This window comes from Enteractinococcus helveticum, assembly GCF_020742345.1.
Taxonomy (GTDB): domain Bacteria; phylum Actinomycetota; class Actinomycetes; order Actinomycetales; family Micrococcaceae; genus Yaniella; species Yaniella helvetica_A.
In genome coordinates this window covers 1-24,093 of record NZ_DYXC01000133.1, presented here as the reverse complement: position 1 = coordinate 24,093, position 24,093 = coordinate 1, and the positions used below count along the sequence as shown (strand labels likewise).

At 55.3% G+C, this 24,093-nt stretch carries 24 protein-coding genes and 1 tRNA gene; 3 read left to right on the top strand and 22 right to left on the bottom strand.

The features are described 5' to 3' along the window. Positions 1–16: 16 nt before the first annotated feature. The 3 genes from K8V32_RS11540 to K8V32_RS11530 all read right to left on the bottom strand — a co-directional run bounded on the left by K8V32_RS11540 (position 17) and on the right by K8V32_RS11530 (position 1,485). On the bottom strand, positions 17–643 hold the full coding sequence (locus K8V32_RS11540; RefSeq protein WP_303907507.1) for an SDR family oxidoreductase: 627 nt from the start codon (positions 641–643) through the stop codon (positions 17–19). A 126-nt stretch (positions 644–769) separates the two neighbouring features. Beyond that, the gene (locus K8V32_RS11535) at positions 770–994 is read right to left on the bottom strand and encodes a hypothetical protein (protein ID WP_303907505.1); all 225 of its coding nucleotides are present in this window, start codon (positions 992–994) and stop codon (positions 770–772) included. A gap of 308 nt (positions 995–1,302) precedes the next feature. Next, positions 1,303–1,485: a hypothetical protein gene (locus K8V32_RS11530; protein WP_303907502.1), complete on the bottom strand. Its 183-nt coding sequence runs from the start codon at positions 1,483–1,485 to the stop codon at positions 1,303–1,305. A gap of 106 nt (positions 1,486–1,591) precedes the next feature. Here K8V32_RS11530 and K8V32_RS11525 point away from each other — a divergent pair, with 106 nt between their 5' ends. Both K8V32_RS11525 and K8V32_RS11520 read left to right on the top strand, forming a co-directional pair. Continuing rightward, positions 1,592–2,566, top strand: a complete 975-nt coding sequence (locus tag K8V32_RS11525) for an AEC family transporter (RefSeq protein ID WP_303907499.1) — start codon at positions 1,592–1,594, stop codon at positions 2,564–2,566. A 31-nt stretch (positions 2,567–2,597) separates the two neighbouring features. Next, positions 2,598–3,674 carry a hypothetical protein gene (locus K8V32_RS11520; protein WP_303907498.1) on the top strand — a complete coding sequence of 359 codons (1,077 nt, stop codon included), beginning with the start codon at positions 2,598–2,600 and terminating at the stop codon, positions 3,672–3,674. Here K8V32_RS11520 and K8V32_RS11515 read toward each other — a convergent pair whose 3' ends face one another. Both K8V32_RS11515 and K8V32_RS11510 read right to left on the bottom strand, forming a co-directional pair. Further along, positions 3,675–4,079 carry a flavodoxin domain-containing protein gene (locus K8V32_RS11515; RefSeq protein ID WP_303907496.1) on the bottom strand — a complete coding sequence of 135 codons (405 nt, stop codon included), beginning with the start codon at positions 4,077–4,079 and terminating at the stop codon, positions 3,675–3,677. Positions 4,080–4,158: 79 nt separating this feature from the next. Next, positions 4,159–6,210: an NHL domain-containing thioredoxin family protein gene (locus K8V32_RS11510; protein ID WP_303907493.1), complete on the bottom strand. Its 2,052-nt coding sequence runs from the start codon at positions 6,208–6,210 to the stop codon at positions 4,159–4,161. Between the two features lie 173 nt (positions 6,211–6,383). Between K8V32_RS11510 and K8V32_RS11505 the strand changes: the two genes are divergently transcribed. Next, a tRNA-Gly gene (locus K8V32_RS11505) sits at positions 6,384–6,454 on the top strand. Between the two features lie 448 nt (positions 6,455–6,902). Here K8V32_RS11505 and K8V32_RS11500 read toward each other — a convergent pair. From K8V32_RS11500 to K8V32_RS11420, 17 genes are all read right to left on the bottom strand, one after another. Then, positions 6,903–7,550 (bottom strand): endonuclease III domain-containing protein, encoded by a 648-nt coding sequence (locus K8V32_RS11500; protein ID WP_303907490.1) that lies wholly within the window; start codon positions 7,548–7,550, stop codon positions 6,903–6,905. Beyond that, positions 7,543–8,355 carry a metallophosphoesterase family protein gene (locus K8V32_RS11495; protein ID WP_303907487.1) on the bottom strand — a complete coding sequence of 271 codons (813 nt, stop codon included), beginning with the start codon at positions 8,353–8,355 and terminating at the stop codon, positions 7,543–7,545. The genes K8V32_RS11500 and K8V32_RS11495 overlap by 8 nt, the downstream gene beginning before the upstream one ends. Before the next feature lie 476 nt (positions 8,356–8,831). Further along, positions 8,832–9,626: a hypothetical protein gene (locus K8V32_RS11490; protein ID WP_303907485.1), complete on the bottom strand. Its 795-nt coding sequence runs from the start codon at positions 9,624–9,626 to the stop codon at positions 8,832–8,834. Beyond that, positions 9,610–11,721: a bifunctional copper resistance protein CopD/cytochrome c oxidase assembly protein gene (locus K8V32_RS11485; protein ID WP_303907482.1), complete on the bottom strand. Its 2,112-nt coding sequence runs from the start codon at positions 11,719–11,721 to the stop codon at positions 9,610–9,612. The genes K8V32_RS11490 and K8V32_RS11485 overlap by 17 nt, the downstream gene beginning before the upstream one ends. A gap of 17 nt (positions 11,722–11,738) precedes the next feature. After that, positions 11,739–13,085: a Dyp-type peroxidase gene (locus tag K8V32_RS11480; protein WP_303907480.1), complete on the bottom strand. Its 1,347-nt coding sequence runs from the start codon at positions 13,083–13,085 to the stop codon at positions 11,739–11,741. A gap of 15 nt (positions 13,086–13,100) precedes the next feature. Then, positions 13,101–13,646, bottom strand: a complete 546-nt coding sequence (locus K8V32_RS11475) for a copper chaperone PCu(A)C (protein WP_303907476.1) — start codon at positions 13,644–13,646, stop codon at positions 13,101–13,103. Between the two features lie 17 nt (positions 13,647–13,663). Continuing rightward, on the bottom strand, positions 13,664–14,326 hold the full coding sequence (locus K8V32_RS11470; RefSeq protein WP_303907472.1) for a copper resistance CopC family protein: 663 nt from the start codon (positions 14,324–14,326) through the stop codon (positions 13,664–13,666). A gap of 70 nt (positions 14,327–14,396) precedes the next feature. Further along, positions 14,397–15,047 carry a hypothetical protein gene (locus tag K8V32_RS11465; protein WP_303907470.1) on the bottom strand — a complete coding sequence of 217 codons (651 nt, stop codon included), beginning with the start codon at positions 15,045–15,047 and terminating at the stop codon, positions 14,397–14,399. A gap of 159 nt (positions 15,048–15,206) precedes the next feature. Continuing rightward, the gene (locus tag K8V32_RS11460; RefSeq protein ID WP_043057776.1) at positions 15,207–15,497 is read right to left on the bottom strand and encodes an HU family DNA-binding protein; all 291 of its coding nucleotides are present in this window, start codon (positions 15,495–15,497) and stop codon (positions 15,207–15,209) included. Between the two features lie 237 nt (positions 15,498–15,734). Next, positions 15,735–17,483: a hypothetical protein gene (locus tag K8V32_RS11455; RefSeq protein WP_303907467.1), complete on the bottom strand. Its 1,749-nt coding sequence runs from the start codon at positions 17,481–17,483 to the stop codon at positions 15,735–15,737. A 186-nt stretch (positions 17,484–17,669) separates the two neighbouring features. Next, on the bottom strand, positions 17,670–17,975 hold the full coding sequence (gene rpsN / locus K8V32_RS11450) for a 30S ribosomal protein S14 (protein WP_303907465.1): 306 nt from the start codon (positions 17,973–17,975) through the stop codon (positions 17,670–17,672). Positions 17,976–17,978: 3 nt separating this feature from the next. Next, a complete protein-coding gene (gene rpmG / locus K8V32_RS11445) occupies positions 17,979–18,146 on the bottom strand; it encodes a 50S ribosomal protein L33 (RefSeq protein ID WP_043057773.1) in 168 nt (55 codons plus the stop codon). A 2-nt stretch (positions 18,147–18,148) separates the two neighbouring features. Continuing rightward, on the bottom strand, positions 18,149–18,385 hold the full coding sequence (gene rpmB / locus K8V32_RS11440) for a 50S ribosomal protein L28 (protein ID WP_043057772.1): 237 nt from the start codon (positions 18,383–18,385) through the stop codon (positions 18,149–18,151). Between the two features lie 384 nt (positions 18,386–18,769). Next, a complete protein-coding gene (locus tag K8V32_RS11435) occupies positions 18,770–19,273 on the bottom strand; it encodes a MarR family winged helix-turn-helix transcriptional regulator (RefSeq protein ID WP_303907461.1) in 504 nt (167 codons plus the stop codon). A gap of 224 nt (positions 19,274–19,497) precedes the next feature. Beyond that, a complete protein-coding gene (locus tag K8V32_RS11430; protein WP_303907459.1) occupies positions 19,498–20,910 on the bottom strand; it encodes a thioester domain-containing protein in 1,413 nt (470 codons plus the stop codon). A 143-nt stretch (positions 20,911–21,053) separates the two neighbouring features. Further along, positions 21,054–22,550 (bottom strand): MFS transporter, encoded by a 1,497-nt coding sequence (locus tag K8V32_RS11425; protein ID WP_303907457.1) that lies wholly within the window; start codon positions 22,548–22,550, stop codon positions 21,054–21,056. A 116-nt stretch (positions 22,551–22,666) separates the two neighbouring features. Further along, positions 22,667–23,815, bottom strand: a complete 1,149-nt coding sequence (locus tag K8V32_RS11420; protein WP_303907455.1) for a glycine cleavage T C-terminal barrel domain-containing protein — start codon at positions 23,813–23,815, stop codon at positions 22,667–22,669. Positions 23,816–24,093 lie beyond the last annotated feature (278 nt).

Genomic DNA, 24,093 nt, shown 5'->3' with positions numbered 1-24,093 from the left:
GCACCAGCACCGTGAGCTATTCGCTAGAGCCAATAGCCTCGAGCATTTCTTGGGCAAGATCCGCAGGCGCGTTCTGACCCTCGTTGGTTCCAATAATTTTTGGTCGTAAGACATGGACGTCTACAACTTCGGAATCGTATTCCCGCTGGATTTGTCGCGCCAAACTCTCGACGGCCATTTTTGAAGTGGCATAGGCTCCGCCTTTGGCGAAGCGTTTTTCGACGGCCGTTGCAGAGGTCAAGACAATTTTGCCCCCGCCATGAGTTTGCCAGTGCGGCAGAATCCTGGAAAGGACTTTGGTTGTAGGGTAGACGTTTTTGTCCATCATGATTTGAAGAGCTTCGGTAAATCCATCGGCACCGATGCCCTGATCACCGGTATAGCCACCATTCAAAAACAGTGCTCCGCGAAGCGTGCGGGCATGCTGCAGCGCAGTCTTCACCATCGAATCAACAAAGGCTGTGTCATCCAATGAGCCCACTACAAGACTGACCCGTGGGTCTTCATAGGGCGGGCCTGAGACCTGTCGTCGAGAAAATACAACGAGGTGATACCCTGCATCTGCCAGTATTGGCAGCACCTGAGATCCGAGATTTCCTGTCCCGCCCAGGACGATAAGCGCTTCTTGCGTCGACTCTGGCATGGCAAGCCTTTCTGTTCATGTGTTGTGGCTCACTATAAGAATAACAAGCCCCCGGCATCGAAGCTCGACACCGGGGGCGGTTAGATCTGAAAGTTATGTTTTTGTCACGAGGTGGCCACTAGCGGCCTATTTATTTACGGTCAGGCTGGCACAAAACATTTCATTTTCTTGTTGGCGTGCCTTTGTATAGATATAGCCAATAGCGCCCAGCACGGCGAGCTGAGTAATTATGAGGCTGACGGTAAGCGCGTACATCTGAGCGATCGCTGTCACGACGACCAATGCAGACAGGACGGCAACCGCAGCACCCAGCCCACCCAGTAGCGTGTTCTTATTCTGGTGGTGAACCAAAGCTGTTCCCTCCTGATATTCATTCGTACAGCAGTTCAATACCTTCTTTTGAACTACTCATAATATATCGCGTCACGGCCGGCGGTTCCAGGCAATTTGGGCTGACCAAATTAGCGAACATTCGATGCTCCCTAATTGGTTACGAAAGGCTAAACTACCGCAGAATTACGCGATTTCTCGCCACAGAATTACGCAACGTGCGCCAATATTTACCGCGCGAACACAACGGCAGCTAGCAAAGTGATTCAGCATACACCTAGTCTAGCGACAATATTTCACTAAGGGCGTATAAATTGTGGGGAATGATGCTATTTATCGGCCTCAGCGAGGACTGAACCCAACAGAATCGTCACAATAACAGCGAGGCCCACCGTCACCAGAGTGACAACAAACAGTTCCATTGCAGCAAACATTGCAATACCCGCACCGAGAATAGCTAGAATTCCAGACAGCCACCAGATTCTGGTTCGTCTGCGTTGTTGGTCAGGCATTACTTCCTATCTCGGGGCGCTTCCGGGTTGTACCGGGTGTAGTTTAGTGCAGGTGCATCGCCGTCACGAATGATGTCGTGACGCTACTACTTGACGAAAGGTACCAGTGTCACAGGTTCTGTCGGGATTTTTCATTATCTGGCTGATCATCCTGGTCGGGTATGCCGTTGGGAAAACTGGTGCACTTGGTCAGAACGCACAACCGGTCTTATCCCGGGTAGCGTTCTTCGTGGCGTCTCCCCCACTGCTGTTCAACACCTTATCCAACAGCAACGTTTTCTTAGTCCTGGGACCGCAATTATGGATCGCAACTCTCTCGGCGGGCATTGCCGCCGGCTTGTATCTGATCAGCGCACGTTTTCTCCTGACGCGACGCAGTGGCTCCGAGAAAATGATTGCCGCCCTGTCGGCGTCCTTAATTAATTCTGCAAATCTGGGTATTCCGATTGCTGCCTATGTGTTGGGAGATGCCAGCTATGCAGCGCCGGTGATTTTATTTCAACTGGCAATCTATACGCCAATTTATGTATTTGTCCTCGACACTCAAACCCTCAAAGAATCACAGGCCGGGACTTCGCAGACCAAGGTCGTGCGCGCGGGCTTCTGGCGCAGTCTGGGACGCATCTTTGCCACCGTGATTCGCAACCCGTTGATCATCGGTTCTGGGGCAGGCTTGCTGTTTTCAATTACCGAGTGGCAACTGTGGAAACCCTTAGATGAGTCCATTACGCTCATCGCCGGTGCCGCGATTCCCACCATGCTGATGGCCTTTGGAATTTCCTTAGTTGGCTCCCGCCCGTTGGATAAAGAACAGGGCCGACGTCGCGATACCATCCTGGCGGCGACCATCAAATTAATCATCCACCCGCTCGTTGCCTGGGTGCTGGCCCAATTTGTGTTCCAGCTGGATCCAGACGATGTTCTGGTGGCCACGGTCTTAGCATCTTTGCCCACGGCGCAAAATGTGTTTGTCTCTGCATCTCGCTATAACACTGGCCTGATTGTTGCTCGAGACACCGTGTTTGTGACAACGATTCTTGCGATACCGGCGATGATCCTTGTCGCAGGTCTGTTAGCCTAGAGCATTATCCGTCATCTCGAAGGAAATTAAGGTGCCCAGAACTTCCAGACAGCGGCCCGTTGTGACCCGGCCGGGCTTTTGGGGAATCGTCATCGGCGCACTGGTGCTCGTTGCTGCTGCCGTGATTATGCTGCTGAATTCCCTGGTATATAACGCTGAGGTTGTAGTCGAGGAATACGTCGATGCGTTGCGTGCCGGGGACGGTTCCACGGCGATGGCACTGTCACAGGGGTACCTGGCGGAAAACACTCCCGAGACGATCTCCACGGTGTTACTGGACGGTGAGGCGTTGGCTGCTTCGGCAGCGATGCTGGAAGACGCCGAGATTGTGGCAACCGATGCCGAAGTGCCGGAAAGCTTTCGCAATACCGAAGTTGCTCAGCAAGTAGTTGAGATCCGCTATCAGGATGCCCATGATGAGCCCCAGACAACCTCGATTGTGGTCGATAAGGTGGGCACCTCCTGGCTGTTTTTTAACGTGTGGCAGCTGCATCCGCTGCCGCTACAGCAGGTTGAATTGACGCCACTGCAAATGCCAGAACATGCTAAGGCCGATGAGCCGGTAGCTCATGTCAACGATGAGCCCACTCCCCTTCTGGGGCTCAATGGTTCCCCGGCAACGCTGGCGGCTTTTGCGCCGTCGTCAATAGAACTTGAGTATCACGGCACCTATTTAGAAGTCGCTGAGCCAACAGAACTGCTCGCCCACGATGTACTGGCTGCTGGCGCGCATAGAGATTTTGAATTCGAAGTCCAGCCGACCCAGGCGGTCGATGATGCCATAACCCAGGAAGTACAAGAACAGCTGCAGCGGTGTACGCAGCAGCAGGTGTTGAAGCCCACGGGCTGTCCGTTTGGGTATGAAACAACCAACCGGATTGTGCCGGAATCGGTGAACTGGTCGATTGATATTCCCGAAGTGCAGTACTCTTGGGAAGAATCTGAACCGACGATTGATCGGATCATGGCCACTGCCGTGCTCAATGCCCAAGAGATTGATATTGGGTCGGGTCAGCAGTCAGAAGTGCGTTACGAGGAGCCTTTCGAGATGACCGCACAATTGGAGCTGACACCAGAGAATCTTCGAGTGCGTCCCGACTGGCAGTAGTTAGACGACACCGTGAAGGGTGATTTGACCGACCCAGGTGTTCAGTGCTGCTTCATCAAGGGCATCAGTTCGGAAATAGGCTGTGTCGCGTGGCTCAAAAGCGTCCATGGCGATCTGTTGAGTTTTGGTCAATCTTGGAGCGGTGCCTAGCGCGACGATGAATACGGATGTATTGTCTAGCTCCGCGTGTTGGCTGGTCAAGAAGTTGCGGGCCGGGTGGTTGAAGGTTTCTTCCGTGGCTTCGGCAACCACAATGACGGCGTCGACGTTCTCTACGTAGCGGGCCGCACGGGCCAGGTCCACAACGGCAATGGTGACACCTCGCTGGTCTTTCAACAGGGTGGCCAGGCGGTCGGCGAAGTGTTGGGTTGCTGGTTCGGGGCTGTGTGCGATCAGGGTGGCCATGAAACAACACATCCGTTCGGGTAGACGACACGTTTGGTGCCTAGTCTATCCGAACGGATGGTTGTGTTGAGTCTGGGTTTTAGTGGATACCGCGCAGGTCCAGATCCAGTTTGTCGTGTGCGCCGTCGGAGGTATCTGCGTGGATGGTTACCGGAATGCCCCAGTCTTGCTGGTACAGGTGGCAGGCGGCGGAATCCGGGATGGGTTGGCCGTGTTCGCCATCGCATGCGGCAGCACGTGCGGTCACATGCAGGACACCTTCGGTAATCTCTGGGTTGAGTCTCAGCTGGCGGGTCAGCCCGGTTTCGCGTCCTTCACCTTCCAGCAGCAGGTTTTCCGGGGTTGAGGAGATGGTCAGCTGGGTTGGGTCGCCCCAACGGTCATCGAGTTTCTGGCCCTTGGGTGCGGTGAATGAAATATTGATCGGGATATCGCCGGCAACCAGTTTCGTTGGTGGACGCTGCACCTGCATTGCACCCTCGTCGACGTGTAAGAATTTTTCGGGCACCGAGATGCGCACCAGCTGATGGGCATTGGTTTCGACGACGACGATCGAGACCGCCGTCCCCTCGGCATCGGTTTCGACCAGGATGTCGGAGGGTTCTTGTAGGTCGCGGGCAACCGTGGTGACCTCGGCCGGTTTGGTGGTGCCATCCGGGTTCAGGGTTTGTGGTGCCCAGCGGCGAATCGCATGGTTATAAGTATCGGCAATCAGCACCGAACCGTCAGGTAGGTTGGTGACGCCCAGCGGGTGCTGCAGACGGGCGTCTTGGGGTTTGCCGTCACGGAAACCAAAATCAAATAGTCCGGTGCCCACGACGGTGCCTACTTCTGGTTTCCCCGAGCCGCTCTTGGTCGACGGGATCACATAGCGGACAGCCGAGGTTTCAGAATCGGCAACCCACAGGGTTCCCTCGGCATCGATGGACAGCCCCGATGACTGTGCCAACCAGGCCTCATCGGCGGGCCCATCGAGCAGACCTTCCAGGCCGGTGCCGGCATAGATCGCCAGTTGTTTGCTCACCGGGTCATAAGAAAACAGCTGGTGGGTGCCAGCCATCGCAATGATCGCCTTGGATTCGGCTTCCGAGTACTGCACATCCCACGGGGTCGATAGTGAGGTTTGCACGGCCTCGGTGGTAAACGGTGCCAGATCCACGGTTTCAGCTTCGTCGCTTGCGGTTTCTGCCTGGACGCGCTCGGAGTCAATCAGACGCTGGACTCCGTTGCCGGCTACGGTCGAAACCTCGCCGGTGGCCAGGTTCACGGCGCGCAGTCGGTGGTTGACAGCATCAGCGATCAACACATCGTAGCCAACCTGGGCGGCGATGTCCTCAGGCAGCAAAGCTAAGCCCTGTGGTTCGTTAAACAGTGCAATCTCACGATTGCCATCGGCATGGCCCCGCACGGAGATCAGTTCTGGATTGGCCTGTGCAGCCTCCTGGGAGACCGGAGTTCCTGTGCCATTACCACCAATGGTTTGCAACACGGTTTCCAAATCCTCGGCCACCTCAACTAGGCGGTGGTGACCGGTATCGGCAATCAAAAATGAGCCTGCCTGGGTGCCTCGGGCGCCCAAGGCAATGGCTTTGCTCGGGAATTTCAGGTCTCGCGCTACCGGTTCTGGTGCCACATAGGGGCCTTCCCCGCGATGCAGGGTGCCCTTGGCCTCGTGTTCTTCAACAAGCTGGTCGATCAGCGAGTACAACCCGGACACGTGCCCTTCACCGGTCAGGTGGGCGACCACGTAGCCTTCCGGATCCACAACCACCAGGGTCGGCCAAGCACGAGCCGTGTAGGCCTGCCAGGTGATCAGTTCGGGATCGTTGATAACGGGGTGTGCAATGTCGTAGCGTTCAATCGCTGCGGCCACCGCCGAGGTTTCCGCTTCGTAATCAAATTTTGGTGAGTGCACCCCGATGGTCACCAGCACGTCAGCGTACTTGGCTTCCAGAGGGCGTAATTCGTCGAGCACATGCAGGCAGTTGACACAGCAAAATGCCCAGAAGTCTAAAATCACAATCTTGCCGCGAAGATCTTTGAGGCTCAAGTCTTTATCGCCGGTGTTGAACCAGGTTTCGCCAACCAGTTCAGAGGCGCGGATACGAGGAGTCGAAGGTGCCGAAGTCATGCCTTGTATTCTTCCTTATCCCCAATCCGATGCAAGTCATTGCGTCACATTCAGTCGTCAGTTTTCACGGTGAGCAAATCGCAACATTTGCCGAATGCGCAGATTCACTGCAACGAGATGTTAAGATATTCGTTGTACCAATGACGACGGCGTCCCTGGCCGTTGCATATTGTGCGGGTGTAGCTCAATGGTAGAGCGCTTGCTTCCCAAGCAAGATACGCGGGTTCGATTCCCGTCACCCGCTCTGTTCATCTCTACCCAAAACGTGTGTTGCATTCGTCCATCCCCGTTTGAGCTCGACGAAGCCTCTCAAATCACAGCTGGTGCCAACCGGATCACCTGCTGAAATCTCACCAGCGATATATTCAGCGAATGAGCATGTCAATCCAAGGATCAAGGCCGGACTACTGCATTTTCAAAAATCTCAGGCGGGTGTCTAATATTGCGTAGACGATTTTGAGCCGGGCAGTATCGCAACGAGCCCCGGAGTGCGCCGTCGTTTTTCAACATGGTTTTCAGCCCCTTGTACTCGAGGTAGACCAGCGGGTCTAACCCCGCTTAGCGCAGCATGCCGTTGACATCAGTGACCGAGGCGTGCGGCGATCGGTAGGACACCAACCGCGGCACCCGTGCTGCAGCCGTATGCCAATGGAGACCGCCCCGAGGAAGTCGCTGAGAAGCTCATAGGGACACTAGTGGTGCAACTGGTGCCAGTAGTGTTCCCAGCCCCCGGCCGCCGTAGCATATTTGCCCGCTTGCACAATCAGACCGTGGAAACGTTGGTGTTCAGCGGTGGTGAGTTCAGATGCCAGCATGGGCGCAGTCAGTGCACGTCGTGCGGCTTCGTAGTCTTTGGGTACCTCGTAACCCGCTGCAACCAGTAGTCTCCTGGCATAAGTGTCCCAGATGAACACCGGCCGCTCGTACACATACAGCATGAGCACATCTGCGGTTTCGGGTCCGATGCCATGCACCGCCATGAGGTCCTTGCGTAACTGGTCGGTGTGTAGTTCGCCGGCCGTGGTGTAGTTTGCCAGATACCAGGTGGTGAAGTTTTTTAGATATGTGGCTTTAGCGTTCATAAATCCGGCGGGTCGGATGAGTTCTTTGAGACCGTTGATATCTACAGCGGCAATGCCCGTGGGAGTCAGTAGCCGATTGGCATCTAGCGCATCGATGGCCTGTTCGACGTTGTTCCAGGCCGTGTTCTGGGTCAGGATCGCACCCACACCGATTTCAAAATGCGTTTCGGCCGGCCACCAGCTGCCCGGATCAATGGCCGCATCCAGGAGCTCATAGAGTCTTCGGAAAGACTCCGGTGTCGAACGTGTATCAGCCAACGGTTTTCGCAAACACCTCATCACGGTGGGTCAGTAATAACGATGAGAAGGTTACGGTCTGTGGGTAGACATCCACGATGGTCGCCCACCCGTCAGCCATGCCCCGCAGGATATCCCCCGGGGCAAAAAGATCAAAATTATATGATGCCGCAGCCGATACCCACACTGGAATATGTCCCAACATCCCGGCAACCTGGTAGTGGTAATGGCCAGACAAAATGGCCCGCACGTCGGAATCTTTGATGACCTCGTAGAGTTTGTCGGTATCTCGCAGACCCGACCCCCGTTGGGCTGTTGTTGTTGAAGGCACTGGCGGATGGTGGACTACCAGCAGCGTGCCGTGTTTTGCGGGTTCGGCGACTATCTCAGCTAACCAGTCACGTTGTTGCCTGGTCAGATGGCCGTAATTATTGCCAACACCGTGCGAATCTAAGCCGATAATTCGTAGGCCCTGGACATCATGGACGGTATCACCCAGTTCTGGACCGGAAGCGATCTTTGCCAGGTTAAAGGCTTGTCCGACAGCATCGATTGGGTCGTGGTTGCCGCCAACTGCAATGAACGGGATGCCCAGTTGTTCCTGAAAATGCCCAACGTAGGCGGCCAAATCATCGTGAACGTAGTGATTTCGTTGCCCAAGATCACCGGATAAAATAATGGCGGCCGGCCCCAACGTGAGCACCCGGTCAAGGACATCACGCATACGGTTCGGGGTATCCAACGCATCGCGTAGCAGTTTACCTTCTTCTACCAAATGCAGATCGGAAATTTGAATAAGTCGCAGGGTCGGGGCAGGTGTGGTCATGAAATTATCCTAACGCCACATGGCAGGACTACCCGGAATTCATAACCTTTCACCCAGTCAGTGACTTGGGCGTCATGCAGCACATTTTGCGTCTATCAATGCGGGCTCGGAGTTGCTGAAATCACGCACGATAAGCGTGTTATAGGCAGCAAGACTTCTCATGTGCAAATCACGTTTCACAACTGTGATGATCACCTCGGTAGCTTTTAGATGCTGGCTACCCCAGTAATACCGAACCAATATCTCCGAGGTTGCCGCTGAAATTTTCGGCTCTGGTGGCGTGATATTTTCGATGCCGTAGAGCCACCCAACCCAACCGGTTGTTTAAATTGAACTGGCGTTTACCCAGACGCAAGACTGCGGTCACGCAACGCCACTACATTAGGAACCGTTCCAGTGACCTACGGAACGCTCCAAAACTGACATGATGCACCAATGGTCAGGCGCGCAAGAGCCTGACCATTGGAGTTTAAACCTCAGTCCAGTTGTGCGATAGCCGAGGCCAAGATGGTTTCGCTGATGTCGATAAATTCCGCGTCGGCAATTTCTTCACTGCCAATAAACGCAACCATGATCGCGTAGCCCTCGGACTCGGTCATCAGCGTTAACGCGGTAGTGGACTGACCATTGGGATCATCTGCGGGATACCGCTGCCATAGCAGTCCCGAGCCCGAATCGGTTTCAATAGCTTGGGCGGTGAATGTGTAGGGTAATTCTGCCCAATCGGGTTCTGATTCATCGGCCAGTAGCATTGTGATGTCATTGCAGTTGGTCGTGATCTGTTCAACTGCTTGCTGGTGGGCTGCCACCTCGTCAGCGGCCGCAGCAGAGCCACCGGTGTCCTCGGTGATGCCGGCGACTTCAACGCTACCGGCACCGGCAAAATTTTCCCGACCAAAATCTACGCGCGTTACTGATTCCGACGACGCCTGGATGGGCGACCAGTCGAGTTCGGCGATCGGGGCGGCACAGCTTGCCGGTTCGACGTCGAGCTCTTGTGCGGCATCCGTGCGCTCGGCGGCTGCTTCGCGCACGCTGGCGATTTCGTCTGCCGTAGCGGGTTGGACTTGTTCGAATCCCAGTTCGATGGCCATCGCGGTGGCGCCCCCGGCGGCCCGTTGGTCCGGGCGTGCATCAGCGGTCATGAGATTATCGAGCTGATTGGCCTGTGCGTCGTCAGGGGCGTCGTCATTCGAGGAACAGCCGACCAGTCCGAGTACGGCCACCAAGAACACGGTCAGGGTTTTGGTGATCTTACCGGGGGTTGTCATGGGTGGTTGGCTCCTGGGATGCTGCCATGCGGGCGTAGTATTCGTTGAGTTCGTCAAGGTCGGCGTCGCCGTATTTATCCACGCGGGCGTCGCGGCGTTTGGCGTGCTGGATATCTTCGGTGCGCCAACGGTACAGCACAATCAGGGCCATGGCCACGGTTGGGAATTCACCGGTCCCCCACATGATCGCGCCACCCATCTTCTGGTCATCAATGGCCGGCAGACCCCAGTCGCGTCCAATCGCGGAGAACCATTCGGCCATCAGCAGCGAGTCCGAACCGGTCAGTGCCACCGCGATGAAGGCGTGGAATACCATGGTGGCGATCAGGATCACCAGGCGCAGCGGATAGGTTGGCCGGTTAGGGAGCGGGTCGACCCCGATCATCACGGAGGCGAAGATGAATCCGGTGAGCAAGAAGTGCGTGTTCATCAGTTCATGGCCGATGTGATAGCGCAACGCAAATTCAAAGACCGGGGTGAAATAAAAGATCACCAGCGACCCGGCAAAGTTCACTGCAGCAAAAATCGGGTGGGTAATGACCTTAGAATACTTGGAATTCAAGACGGCCAGCATATATTCTCGAAGGCCCCGAGTGCCATCTTTGCGCGATGCTATGCTGCGCAAGGCCAAGGTGATGGGCGCTCCCAGCACCAAGAAGATGGGGATGAGCATGGTCAGGATCATGTGGTTGACCATGTGGGCGGAGAACAATACGAGACCGTAGATCGCCGGGGCGCTGGAGGTGTCCCAGACCAGGATGGCCAGTCCAATGAAGAAGAAAATGGTGCGCGCGATGGGCCATTTGTCGCCGCGGGCTGCCAGTTTGCGCAGAGCCCGGACATACCAGATGGCTAAGAAGATCACGATGGCGACCCACAACCAGTTGAAGCGCCACTCGGTAATCCACCTAACGGCGGTGAGTTCTGGTGGCAGTTCGTATTTGGTGGTGATGCGTGCGGGGGAGGCATCGGGTGGGATTTCTTCAGGTTTTGGTGGCTCAGATTGGCCCAGAATGCTGGCGGTGGTCATGATACCGATCATGATCACGAGTTCCACGGCGATCAACCGCCACAGGATCTTGCGGGTATTTTCCGGCGGCTGGGTGGTGCCGGTTTTTAACCGTGGAATGACGCGCACCCGGTGGGCTAGGCCAATTAGCCCCAGCACAACGGTCAGTGCACCTTTGAGCAGGACCATCTGCCCGTAAGGTGCCATGAAATGTTCAATATTTTCCATGCGGATGGCCGCATTGGCTACTCCTGATCCAGCGACCAGGGCGATGGCCACACCGGCTATCGCCGAATACCTAGTCAATACGGTGTAGACCAGTGGCTGGGTGTGGCCTTTTTTGATCTTGGGTTTCAGTTGTGAGGTACCGCTCAACGTTGGGGCCAGCATGGCCAGCAGCACCAGTCCCCCGACCCACAGCAGCACACCGAGCAGGTGTAGACCGATCGAGTTGACCGCGGCGAAGTGATCATCACCTGATGACGAGTGCCCTACCAGCGCCAGCGGGACGATCCCCAATAGTGCCAGGACCGCCCCCCAGGCCATGGCCGTTGGGGTGCGCACCGCAAAGACCAGGCTGGTGACGACGGCGGCAATGATCGTCATCCAGAACCAGGCTCGTCCCACGGCAATAGCTAATACATAGTCCAGCATGCCCGATGAGAAGCCTTCGGAGGTGTTGACCGGCATCCCGGCGACGTCCGAGTAGGTAAAGATGATCTGGGCGATCGCGCTGAACGTCCAGATGACCGCCGATACCGAGGCAATGTGCAGGCTGCGGGTATAGGCGGGGTGTTCTTTGGCGTCGTCGGCCACCGGTCTGCCGCGCTTGGGCATCGCCGTGAAGCGCGGCAGAATGATAGCTGCAAACATCAGCGCCCCGAAGGTCAGCGACCAGGCCATGTTGTGAATGATCTTGGTCGCCGGCAGGGCCCACCGGGTCAGCGCACCGGGGTCGGACAGTTGTTGGACGGCTGTCACGCCCGAGGAGATCCCGATGACGATCAAAAACGCAACACCGGTGATCACCGCAACCGGCCATAGCCAGTTGGGTGATTGCGTTGTGGGGGTGGTAGTTTTCGTCAACGGTACTCCTTGGGGTGCTAGGCGAAGAGTGCTTCGCCAATATAGCCATCGGGTTGGCAACCGGGTGGCACGGCAAAGACGGCCGAGCCGATGGGGATGGTCCACAGGTTCAGGTGGTCAGTTTCGGCCAGCCGATCCTGGACCGGGATGTATTGTTGTTCGACGTCGCACTGGAAGGCCACGAAGATCAGCCCGGTTTGCGATACTCCGGTTTGGCCGTGCAGTGTGTCACCGGAGGTGGCGGGTGGTTCATCATAGTTGAAACTGCGCCGAAACATGGCTTCATCCGGGTCGTCCGACCGGGCACGGCGAATGTGCGAGATATCCGAGATGATCGGGAATCCTGTTGGCCCGAGTGCCTCGAAATCAGGCGTATCGTGTTCGTGTTCTCCGGTCAGTGGCGCCCCGGAGCCCAGAAAGCGTCCGATCACGCCTTCTTGGGCGGGGCGATCCAGTTCGTCCCACTCGTCCACGTTCATCGCAATGCGTCGGATCACCATCGAGGTGCCGTTATCTATCCACGGTTCTAGGTTCTTGGTGCCGCCACCATCACCTTCACCCACACCCCAGATAATGCGTTCGGCGTGTGCGGACCCTGGTTGAGGGTTGCCCGTGCCATCAACCTGGCCGAATAGATTGCGCATGGTGGTGTTATCGGGCCGTGATGCGCGAGCATGTGTGAAACCGCTTTGGACCCAAGCTACCGTGGCAAATGCGCGGGCATCCTTGAGCAGCATGCGTCGAGCGTGGGCCACGGAGAGCGGATCATCGCCTTGAATTTGGATGACGACGTCGCCACCCGTATAGGCTGGGTCCAGCTGGTCGATCCCGTATTTTGGTAGGGGTTTCAGCCACTTGGGTTTTAGCTCGGGGCGGGTACGGTCAAATACCTCCGACCCAAATCCGAAGGTGACTGTCAGGCGTGCCGGGGCTGCTGCGAGTTCTTCGTCAAGATCAGCCAGCGCCCCTCTGCCCTGAGTCAGCCGTGCGGCGTCGTCGGTAAGTAAACGCATCATGGAGGACAGCCGATCGGCGTCGGTATCGTCTTTGAGGTTCAGTCCGATATAAATGGCGTGGGCTTGTTGCGGAGTATCCACCCCGGCCTGGCGTGGACCATAGAAGTCAATCGTGTCCGTGCCGTAGGGGTGGGAGACGGTCACCTGGGTATTGGCGACCCCGGGGGTGACCTCCACGGCTTGTTGAAGATCACCGGGTGCAGCGGGGGCCGCGGTCGATGCCACAGAGTATCCTGCTGCGGCACCAACCAGGCCACCACCAACGACTCCCCCTGCGCCCAACAACAATCCGCGCCGCGAAACACCCCGGGTGGGTTGCTTTTCGGTGGAATCATTCGTCTTGGTCACTGGGTATCGTTGTCCTTAGTGCGTGTCATCGTGTTCGAGGTCACCGTAATTTTCTTGTGCTCCAACATATTCCTTGGCAACAAAGTCAATAACCTGGGTTTCACCGTTTGCTAGCTCCAAGGTGATCTCGATTAGATCTCCCGGTTTGATTTCCTCGGTGAGGTCCATGAGCATCACGTGGTCTTGCCCCGGGTTGAGCTCATACCGCTGATCCGCGGCCACCGGGAAGCCGCCTTCTTTTTCTTGCATCAGGTTTACCCCGCCGTCGTCAACGACTTCGTGGAGTTCCACGAGCTCGGCGATCTCGGCGTCAGCACCAACGATGGTCTGATCCTCACCTGAGATATTGGTCAGGTGCACAAAGGCACCGGTCATGGATTGGTCACTGGATGTGTCCAGGGATTCTTCGGTGGCTTTGATCCAAGGGTCCTCAACCGAAAAGAATTCGCCATCTTCTACGTGTTCATTTGTGGTTTCGGCAGAGTCAGCTGTGCTGCATCCAGCCAGAGCTAGTCCAGCCAGTGCGGCGGTGGCGAGAAACGGGCGGTGTGTTTTCTTCATGAATATTGTCCTACACGTTAGGCGTCATCCTCCGCATCAGACTGTTCGTCTACGCGGCTACCGCGCAGCAACATCACAACGACGATTGCTACCACGACGATTCCGGCGATCGCAGAGATCCAGATCCATGCGGGAATGGACGCTGAAGAGTTTTCTTGGTTGGCCCCTTCGGCGTCGGACGTAGCCTGCGGTTCGTTGGTCTGGGGTGCTTGCGTTTCACCTGCATTTGGTGAGTCTGCTGCCGCCGCTTCACCGCAGTTCTGCGGAGCGCCCTCAGTTGGGGCAGACGGGTCGGCATTGGTAAAGCTGAAGCTTTCTTCACCAGTGTGACCATCCGAGTAGATCACTCGGTAGGCCACCGTGTATTCGCCCTGTGGGAGACCTTCACACAGGGGCACGGCCAGGTCATAACCTTCCACGGTGGGGTCGCCGTCTTGCCACTGATTGCCTTGGGCATCGGTGACACGAATCAGGTTGGTTAGGCCTTCGCCAGTCAACGGTGTCCCGGAGAAGCGCAAGCGCACCTCGGCGGGGGTGGTTTCAACGGTTGAGCCGACTTCTGGCGTCGATTCGATTAACACATCATGGGCGTGTGCCAGCTGTGGGGCCAGCACCAAGCCCAGTGTAATCATCAGGGCAGCAAACCAGACACCAAGTCTGGTGGTGAGAGTTTTTTGCATACTTCCTCCCCAAGGAGTCCTTGGGTTAATCCAACGAATGTGGGAGGCCACTTCCACAGGTAGGCCACGTCTACGCTAATACAGGAGGGCCTCTGGTCGTGCGTGTTTGGGTGACATTCATCGGATGGGGTACCCACACCCGGAGCCCAGCCGCTACCAAGCTGCGGCGTGCCAGGATCACCGGTCGGGTGGCTAGCACAATGCGCACCGGTGCCATCGTCAGCCAGTGCGCCAGCGTGATCAGGGTGTGCTCGCCGTTAGTAATGACGACGACGGTCAGTGCCGCAGCCAGCAAGTGGGCGGCGATCATGACGAAGCCTGCTAGGGCTGTTGTGTGCGCAGCGTGCTGGACTGCGGGGGTATCCGGCGTCACCAGGTGTGCCATGTGACCGTGATGGTCGTGGCCGTTTGGTAACTGCGAGACGCCGGTATAGGGCAGTGAATACAGTGTGTGAAAGGCTATTTGGCCAAAGATCGTGGTGGCGGCCGTGGACCAGGTGGAGATACGCTGGCCTGCTAAGGCGACGGCAATTGGGGCAGTCAGTGCTGCAGCAAAGGCTAGCAGTTGCAGCGGGATCGTTTCAGTTGCCCCGTGCATCATGGAATGCGCAATTTGGTGACCACCGGCGGCAAGCACAACTGCTAGGACCGCAATGATCCACCCGCGGAAGAATCGAGCAATACCGGAGCTACGTCTGTGCAAGACGGCATCGTCCGACATGTAACTCTCCTGAACAAGCGCCTGCGTGGCGCTGATTGAATTCTACGAGTGGTCGAATTCATTAAACCATCTTTTACTAGCCGCTGGCACATTATGAGTTAAGAGCAAAGACGCCCCGGACAATTCCGGAGCGTCTCGGTTCTATAGGAGAACTAGAACTTATTTTTTCTCACCGGTGGCGGCAGCCTTCAGTTTCGAACCAGCGGACAGTTTGACACCGTGACCAGCTGGGATTTCGATTGCTTCGCCGGTGCGTGGGTTGCGACCGGTGCGAGCGGCACGGTTGGTGCGTTCCACCGAGAACCAGCCTGGGATAGTAATTTTTTCGCCTTTGGAAACCTGGGAAGCAAAAACTTCGAATACGGCGTCCAGCACACCATTGACGGCGGCAGCGGAGTTACCAGATTTTTCGGCAACTGCTGCAACAAGTTCACTGCGGTTCATAGCCATATGTCCTCCTGGACTTTAGGTTGTCTTAAGCTCGACGTTCGCCGAACTCCTTTTGGAAAAGGTACCACTATTGGCGCGGTTTGTGGCGCTTTTCGCGGCGATTTTTACGGAATTTCGCGGAAATCCGCCTTTTTTGAGCAAAAAGCTGCGGAAATCTCAGCGTCTTCCCAGTAATGATGCTCTAATTTTCAAATACCTATCGCTGCAAGTTCATCTGAAAAGGCCTGCTTCGCCGGGCTATTTCTTGCGAAAACTGCGATAGCTGACGTTGGTCATCAACAGGCTTAACAGGGCTATGGCCAAGGTGAGAATTACCCCGGCAACCTTGGTTTCAAGCATCAAAGAATTCTCGGTGAAAAACAGCATCACGGCCATGACCACTAAGACCACACCGATGATGGTGAGCACCCCGAATACGAACAACCCAACGAAACCAAAGATCTTATTGACGTTCGAGACTCGTTCCGTTGGTTCTTCAACTCGTGGTCGCTCAGAAACCTTGACGGCCTCTACGGTGTGAGGTTCTGAGGTTACAGCGTCTATTTCTTCTCGTTGTGGATTCATCGGTGGCGCAACGAGCGGTGCCGGGGAGTCCACATTTGTAGTAGAGGCCTGTTCCTCTGCATCATCTGATTGTTCTTGCAGCTCTTCGGGCTGCCGCTCATCTGATGCCATCTCAGCGTGTTCGGACTGTTCAGTTGCTATGGTTTCAGTTTCTGTAGCTTCTGGCTCCTGCGCGTCGACCTCGTCAACGGTCGGCTCGTTGAGGAAAGCAGGTTGTTCGTCGGCTTCGCTGGGGGCCACAGCAGTGTCAGTTTCGGGGTCAGCTGCTGGTTCTTCCTCGACTGGCGACGTTTGATCGCTGGTGGGTTCTTCCGTGGGAGACTGCGTGTGACTGGTATTGGTATGGGCCTGTTGGTCGGCTTCTTGGAATACGGCGTCGTCCCGCTCAGGTGCCGCTGCAGAGTCCTGGTTCTGATCGGTGGCGGTCTCGACTGTATCAACTTGGTCTTGGTCAGTATCGGGGGCTTCAGTAGGAGTCGGTTCTGGTTGCCAGTCAGCTCGCTCGTGTTGGGTCGGTTCTTGCAAGAACACGGGTAACTCTTCTGAGGCTGCAGCAGTCGGTTCTAAGAGTGGCTGGTCCGCGTCGTCTGGTGTCTGCTCGTCTGGAGAGCCAACAGGTGTTTCGGTGGTATCGGGTTCCTGGCTGGTGAGTGGTTCTTGGGCTATGGCCTGTTCGTCAGGAGTTTGCTCAGCGACAGTCGTTGCTGGGAGATCAGCACCGCTAGGTTCTGGTGTGGTAAGTTGTTCATCTTCCGCAGGGTGTGGCAATCCACCGGAAACCTCAGCAAGGGGCAGGACTTCAGCGGCCAATGGCGCATCGATGACTTCGTCGTCATCGGTGGAACTGCCTGAGTCTGCGGCCCCTTCAAATGTGGAGGCAAGACCAAGGGAGTCCTCAGGGTGATCGTAGAGTTCATCCCAGAGTTGCACTACTGTGGTGGCACCGTGTCGTTGGGCAAGTTCGATAACAATTTGAGTGGTCTGCTCGACAGCGCTGCTATCGGCATAGTCCTCATAGAGGTCAAGGGTTTTCAGCACTGTGGACAATTGGACATCTGGCAGCTCAGGCAGCAAGTGTCGCGCCAGTTCACGACAGTCTAACCAATGCAATCGCAGCGGTTCAATATTCAGGTACCGAGAAGCGGCATGGAAGATTTCTTTATCAGCATCACGGTAGTAACTGACAATGGGCAACTTGCCAATCATCATGCCCAACTTTTCTAGCGCTTCATCCCAAGGGATCAGTGATGTCTCTACTTGCTCGTCGGGAACTCGCTTTTTGCTGGTCGGAGGAATGATGGGGAGATCGTCTTGCCTGGTGATATTTCCGTCGACGAGTTTCACATAGGAGATTTTTGAAACCGACGCGGGATCCAGGTGTGTGGTCTGCAAGGAGAGGGCCACAAAACTCAACTTGGACATAATGATCATGCCTTCCCTCTGAGCAACTGATATGGCAAGGATAACGCATGGTATCACCACTCGATATCTTCTTTGGTCAATGCCATGTCACCGGTGATGTTCAATGTGGTGATGGTGAAGCGTGCTTTAAACAAAAATCTGGCCGATAGATGCACATCGACCAGATTTTGTTAAAGTTTTATGCGATTACCAGGAAGATTTGGTAACGCCAGGTAGCTCACCGCGGTGGGCCATGTCACGGAGACGAACACGCGAGATACCGAACTTCTGCAGGGTACCGCGTGGACGTCCGTCAATGGAGTCACGGTTGCGAACGCGGACTGGAGAGGCGTCGCGTGGCATTTTCTGCAGGCCAACGCGTGCTTCTTCGCGTTCTTCGTCAGTTGCGTTCGGATCGATCAGCTGTGCTTTCAGCTTTTTACGACGTTCATCGTAACGAGCAACGATTTCTTTGCGTTTCTCGTTTTTCGCGATCATAGATTTCTTAGCCAATGCTTAGCGCTCCTCTCGAAAATCAACGTGCTTGCGGGCTACTGGATCGTATTTCTTCAACGTAATACGGTCTGGGTTATTGCGACGGTTCTTACGGGTGACGTAAGTGTACCCAGTGCCAGCGGTTGATTTCAGTTTGATGATGGGGCGCAAGCCTCTATCTTTTGCCATGGTTAGAGCTTCACTCCCTTAGCGATCAGTTCTGAAATGACAGAATCAATGCCGCGAGCATCAATGACCTTGATACCGCGTGCGGATACGTTCAGCGTTACTTTGCGACCCAGGGATGGGACAAAGTAGCTCTTTTTTTGGATATTTGGGTTGAACCGGCGCTTTGTTTTGCGGTTCGAGTGGGAAACTCGGTTTCCTGATCCCGGTCCAGCTCCGGTTACCTGGCAGTGTGCTGCCATGATCACTCCTCGTGTTAAGCAGTAGTAAAAGTACGGGCGAAAGTATGGTCTGGCTGATGGAATCAGCGGAACTTTCGCCACCAGTTGTTACACCGCGCTCTTACTGCGACCTTCTCGAAGGAATACCAGGCTGGGTGAGAACCAACCGAAGTGCCCTTTATATCGCTAGGGTGAAGACGGTGAGTCCCTATCGATGCAAAGCATCAAAAGAGAGCCATATTTCGGTTGTCACGCACGCGCTCCGTTGCCATCCTCGAGTCATGGTTGGACCTGAGTAGGCACAGTGCGGACAACAACCCCACAGTTTAGTATGACTAGATTCTTTAATCAAACCAGAATATGGTTCCGGCTCCGGCCACTCTGCGGGAGCAGATGCAGCAGTCGCTACACAGAAAACAGCCAGTGATTTGGCTCATTTTTACGCAGCATGCTGTCCAGGAGACCGGTCACTTGACGCAGCTCTTCTGGTGACAGCGACTGCAATACCCGAGTCTCAACAGATTGGCGATAGACATCGCGGATATCATCAACAAGATACCGGCCCTCTTCGGTTAGCTCAGCAACGGTAACCCGTTTGTCTTCCTCAGATAGACGACGAGTCAGCAATTGGCGGCCTTCCAGTTTCCGGGCGACATGCGACAGGCGCGACAATGATGAGTTACATCTGGTCGCTAATTGCGTCATGCTCATGGCCCCTTCGATTGACGAGAGGTGTTCAAGCACTTGGTACTCAAAGAAACTGAGTTTTCCAGCTTTTTGGAGGTCACGTTCAAGTTCAGGGAGGACGCCCATGTAGACCGCGACGACTCGGTGCCAGAAATCTAATTCTTCCGAGGTCCACAGTTCGGCTTTATGATCTCGATCATCAATGTCATATGCTGCAGTCAAAACCAGATCCCTTCTAGCTATCGTCGAAAGCTTTCGTCTATAAGCGCTTGAAGGTCACAGGCTTGTTACTTTCCAGTCGCTCATGATCGTTCGTTTTCGAATACTGGAACGCTTGGCCAGGATGACTTCAGCACTCCATTCAATGATGGTCTTTACGTTAATGTTAAATTTTCCGTTTTCTGCATTTTAAGTTCGACTTCACCCTCAGAATCACCCGGGCTGCGCTAGGCCCACCGACGTCGCAATCGATTGACCAATATCATGATTCCTCCCAGGGCTATCGTGCCAAGCGCCACCAACACATTTCGTGTTTGATGCGCACCGGTTTCGGCCAGTTCTTCTGCAGGAGCCTCATCTGCCCGGACCGTTTCTTCGACTGCAATATCGTCGACAGCGGTTTGTGATGGCGCTGGAGTTTGGGTGGTTTTCTCGACCGCTACGTTGACTGTATTGGACTGACGATTATGCTGCTCTGGCTCCGGGGTGTTGGTTACCTTTGGCGTCGGGGGCGCGCTTGGTTGCACAATGACGTCGTCATCTTGAGGCGCTTCTTCTTCGGTTTCTTTGGGTGGCGTTGTGGCTGGCGGTTCCGCAGGTTCAGGTTGTTCCCAGCGCAATGCAAGATCAGTGGTAGCACTATCTGAGGTCTGGTCGACCACCACGATGGTTTGGAAGCGGCGATCTGGCGCAGGCTCCGGAATGATCAAACGGCCGGTATACCCATATTCGGTGGACTCGGCAATCAGCTGAACGCTGCCCGATCTGACATCGGCGGGCACGTGCACCCAGAGCTCCTCAACTGCCACAGGGGTCGTGACGTCGATGCGTTGCCCTTGTGGGTCTAATAGTGTGACATCGTACTGTGAGACATCGGTGGTGGTTTCTAACTGGAGGTTGACGTAGTCAGATGAGCTGTTGATGATCACCGGCCCTAAGATCTGGTCTGCTGGGGAGGTCTTCGATTCCAATACCGCCTCGGGCACGCTGGTATCCGCAGTCCTAGCATCGGTGAGCGTGACACTGGCCTGCGCTTCTTGCTCGGTGAGCCCGGTGTTTTCTTCCCCGGTGAGATAGTCAAAGATCTTTTGGACGTTTTCGGCAGACGTCTCTGTCAGACTGGCGGCATCGCCTGGCGCTGGCTCAACGGTCAGGTTGCCGTCGGCAACAAAATCATCAGTATAAAACCAGATGGCGGCTTGTGTTGCAGCAATGGCTTCGGGTTCGGTGAGTGCCGTCGACGATGTTCGTTCTTCCAATTCGTCCAATGAGAGTGCCGGATAGGAATTGTGGAGAATCCACGCCACGGCTTCTCGCACCTGCGGGTTAGTTTTGAAATGATTATCTCCGGTAAAACCATCCCACCCGGTGACTTGCGCTTGGTGATCGGCAGATGCGGCTCGAACCCAATATTCAATACAGTAGGCCAAAATGGCTTCCCCATCGACGATGACTGATCGCAGGATTGGGGCAACATCATTGACGGTCAGTCCTCGCTGATATTCCTGTTCTGGACCCATCACCGCTTGAATTTCATGTTCTATCTCTTCACTCGGATTCGCCTGGGCTGGGGCAGCGCCCAATGCGGCACTCATCGACAGTGTGACGGTGGCTAACGATGCCAACAAGGTGTGCTTCAATGTGTCTCCTCAACTCTTGTGGACTGCCTGGTGCAGTCTGCTGTGAGTTCGAGACTATGGAATCTGTGGAATGGACACGCCAGGAAAGATCATCATCTGTGGATAACTCGATGACGCCGTTTCAGCGGTGCCAGCGAGCTTGCTTAGGATTTGACGGTCGCGTTAGCCTGTTCAGCGAGTTGCTTGCTGCGAGCGCGGTGATCGATTCCCGCAAAGATCAGTGCTACTAGCGAGCATAAGATGAGCACGGCCATTGCCATCTGGAAAGCGTACACATATGCGGCAACGCTCGACGCATCGGTCGGGTCAGGTAGGCCTGAGGCATCACGCGGCACGGCGACGACTAATGCGTAGAAAATGGCGGAACCTACCGCGATGCCGATCGCGTTGCCCAGACGCTGGCCAACTTGTTGAAAGGAGCCCGCGACACCTCCCTGGGTAACCGGAACATCCATGAGGGTGCGCATTTGGTTTGCGGCCATGATGAATCCCGGCCCAACACCAGCTATTGCCAATACGATGGCCATAGCCAACGGGTTGTGCTCCGGTGGGACAACTACGGCAATGGCTACTAGTCCGATCAGGGCTGCGATAAAGATAATGAAACCCCAGATGATGAGGCTGGTGGCGTGACGGAAGGTGTATTTCCCAACGACCGCCGCGACAATCGCAGAGACCACAGCATATGGCACGGTGATCAGTCCTACGACTACTGGATCGTGGCCAAGTCCTTGTTGGTTGAACAGGGTCATGACCAGAAACATTGCAGGCATCGCCGCAAACCACAGGGTGGTGATAATGACGCCGTTGCGGTACGAGGAGAAACTAAACAGCGTGAAATCTAAAACGGGACTTTTGCCTGCGGCACGGTAACGGTTCTCCCATCGCACAAATAACAGGGCGGTAATGGCGCCCAGCCCGAGGAACGCCCAGCGACTGGGATGATCTCCTGAACCTGTTGTCAGCACGAAGGGCAGCATAACGAATAACACGCTGAGGGCCATCAGGATGACTCCCACGAGATCAAGATCGGCGCGTCCGTCATGTGGTTGTGCTGCCGGGATGAGCCATAGTGCCAGTGGAAGAACCACCAGCACGAGTGGAACATTCATCCCAAAGGTCCATCGCCAGCCCAGTTCAGAGCCAAAACCTCCCAAGAAAAGTCCTCCGATGGTTGGCCCAAATGCTGTGCCCAGGCCGATGGCGGCCCCAAGGATTCCAAAAGCTTGCCCGCGGGCTTGGCCTTGGAATGTTGATTGGATCAGGCCCAACACTTGGGGCATGAGGATCCCTGCTGCGATCCCTTGCAGGATGCGAGCTATGACCAACAGGCTGGCGCTCGGAGCTAGCGCTGCCCCCAGGGACGCAATTGCGAAGATGACCAGTCCGATCATGAACATCGCTTTGCGGTTCCATTGATCCCCGAGTCGTCCCGAAGGTACAAGTGCGATACCAAATGCTAAAACGTAACCGGCAACGACTAATCCTGTTTGGGTAGGTGTTGCCTGCAGGGTCTCCTCTAGTGGAGTTAACACCACATTGACCTTGACCACGTCAAGGATGGTGAGCACCGCTACAGAGGCGGTCACGGCAAAGGCGATCCACGGGGAACGGTTCTGGCGGGGTTGTTGGACAGTCACAACGACAGGCTAGCCTATCTGGCAGTCCAGGGGCATGTTCCTGCAAACCAGCGCCTGGTCATATTGCTGCCTGAGACATTACGACCAGCACTCGGCTGGCAGGCCAAGACCGAGCGTTAACCGTGGTAGCCCAGAAATGGTTTCTCTACCACGGTGGCGGTCTCCATTCCGTGTCGTGTTTCAACCTGCAATGTGGTGTCGTTAGCTGAACAATCCACCGGAACCATAGCAAAGCCGATGTTCTTTTCTAATCGTGGCGAATAGCAAGCAGAGCTGACATATCCAATTTCCGTACCGTCACGGTGAACCGGGAATACCTCAGGCATAGATCCATCGATATAAGACCCCACCGATGGCCCGCTGATTTCCACGCCCACGAGTTTCCGATCGACGCCTTTGTCGCGGATTTCTTTGAGCGCTGCTTGACCAATGAATGACGCTTCTTGATCGATTTCATCGAGCCATGGATAGTGGAATAACACTTCGAATGGGTTGGTATCCAGATCCATGTCTGCATCGTAGGACAAGATGCCGCCTTCAATCCGACTTATGTGCACCGGTCCGGTGACGCGCATACCGTGTGACTGGCCTGCCTCATAAACAGTTTCCCACAGTTTGTCGGCGTCGCGTTTGGCGTTTTCTAGGTAGATCTCGTAACCAGCAACGTTGGTAAATCCCGTTCGAGACACGACAACGTCCATGCCATCGAGTTCGTAGCGCTTCGACCAGTATCGACGCATATCTTTGATCGAATCATCGAATAAATCCACCATGACATCCAGGGCCTTCTGCCCTTGAACCTGTACGGGGCTGATATCTGCTTCCTGAACGTGGACATCCATGCCAGACCAGTGCGCACATGCGTAGGCCCAGACCAGCAGGGTGGATTCCGCTGTGGAGAACCAGAAACGTTGCTCATCAACCCGCAGTAGCACAGGATCAGAGATAATCCCACCGTCAGCTTTGGTGATCAAAGCGTATTTGCCCTGGTCGACTTTCAAGTCGCTCAGATCGCGCATGGTGAGCATATTCGAGAATTCCCAGGCATCTGGCCCGGTAATTTCCACCTGTCGTTCCGCTCCTACATCCCAGAGGGTGACGTCGTTGACCAGCGTCCAATATTCGTTGATCGGGTCGCCATAGCGGCGCGGATGATATTGGTGGTTAACTACGCTGTAGGCTTCAACCCCGTGCCGTCCTGATGCATGGAAATACGGGGATTTGCGCAGCCTGGTATACAGCAGAATTTCTGGGTGCCAGTTCATGGTGTACCTCCTCCTCGTTGAGGGGCAGAGCCCTTCGGCCATAACATATTGTGACGAAAGCCACAATGTAGCGACAGCCTAGCTTTCGTGATCGGTCTAAGCAATAGGGTCCAATCCCCTGGTCTCCCTTGCCGTGAACTGGCACCTGGGCTAGCGTGAAACTACATCAAGAGTTGTGAAACAAATCACTCAAATTTTTCGGTTTCGAGGTGGGTTTACGCTCTTGTCGGAAGTGAGACCAGGAGGCGGCATGCCGAATCGGTTATTACTCAAGGCTG

Excerpts from the sequence above, each read along its gene's own strand:
- K8V32_RS11515 (WP_303907496.1), bottom strand. The coding sequence starts at position 4,079 with ATGGCCACCCTGATCGCACACAGCCCCGAACCAGCAACCCAACACTTC.
- rpmG (WP_043057773.1), bottom strand. The coding sequence starts at position 18,146 with ATGGCAAAAGATAGAGGCTTGCGCCCCATCATCAAACTGAAATCAACC.
- K8V32_RS11495 (WP_303907487.1), bottom strand. The coding sequence starts at position 8,355 with ATGACCACACCTGCCCCGACCCTGCGACTTATTCAAATTTCCGATCTG.
- K8V32_RS11420 (WP_303907455.1), bottom strand. The coding sequence starts at position 23,815 with ATGAACTGGCACCCAGAAATTCTGCTGTATACCAGGCTGCGCAAATCC.
- K8V32_RS11475 (WP_303907476.1), bottom strand. The coding sequence starts at position 13,646 with ATGAAGAAAACACACCGCCCGTTTCTCGCCACCGCCGCACTGGCTGGA.
- K8V32_RS11465 (WP_303907470.1), bottom strand. The coding sequence starts at position 15,047 with ATGTCGGACGATGCCGTCTTGCACAGACGTAGCTCCGGTATTGCTCGA.
- K8V32_RS11460 (WP_043057776.1), bottom strand. The coding sequence starts at position 15,497 with ATGGCTATGAACCGCAGTGAACTTGTTGCAGCAGTTGCCGAAAAATCT.
- rpmB (WP_043057772.1), bottom strand. The coding sequence starts at position 18,385 with ATGGCAGCACACTGCCAGGTAACCGGAGCTGGACCGGGATCAGGAAAC.
- K8V32_RS11470 (WP_303907472.1), bottom strand. The coding sequence starts at position 14,326 with ATGCAAAAAACTCTCACCACCAGACTTGGTGTCTGGTTTGCTGCCCTG.
- K8V32_RS11490 (WP_303907485.1), bottom strand. The coding sequence starts at position 9,626 with ATGACAACCCCCGGTAAGATCACCAAAACCCTGACCGTGTTCTTGGTG.
- K8V32_RS11540 (WP_303907507.1), bottom strand. The coding sequence starts at position 643 with ATGCCAGAGTCGACGCAAGAAGCGCTTATCGTCCTGGGCGGGACAGGA.
- K8V32_RS11510 (WP_303907493.1), bottom strand. The coding sequence starts at position 6,210 with ATGACTTCGGCACCTTCGACTCCTCGTATCCGCGCCTCTGAACTGGTT.
- K8V32_RS11455 (WP_303907467.1), bottom strand. The coding sequence starts at position 17,483 with ATGTCCAAGTTGAGTTTTGTGGCCCTCTCCTTGCAGACCACACACCTG.
- K8V32_RS11530 (WP_303907502.1), bottom strand. The coding sequence starts at position 1,485 with ATGCCTGACCAACAACGCAGACGAACCAGAATCTGGTGGCTGTCTGGA.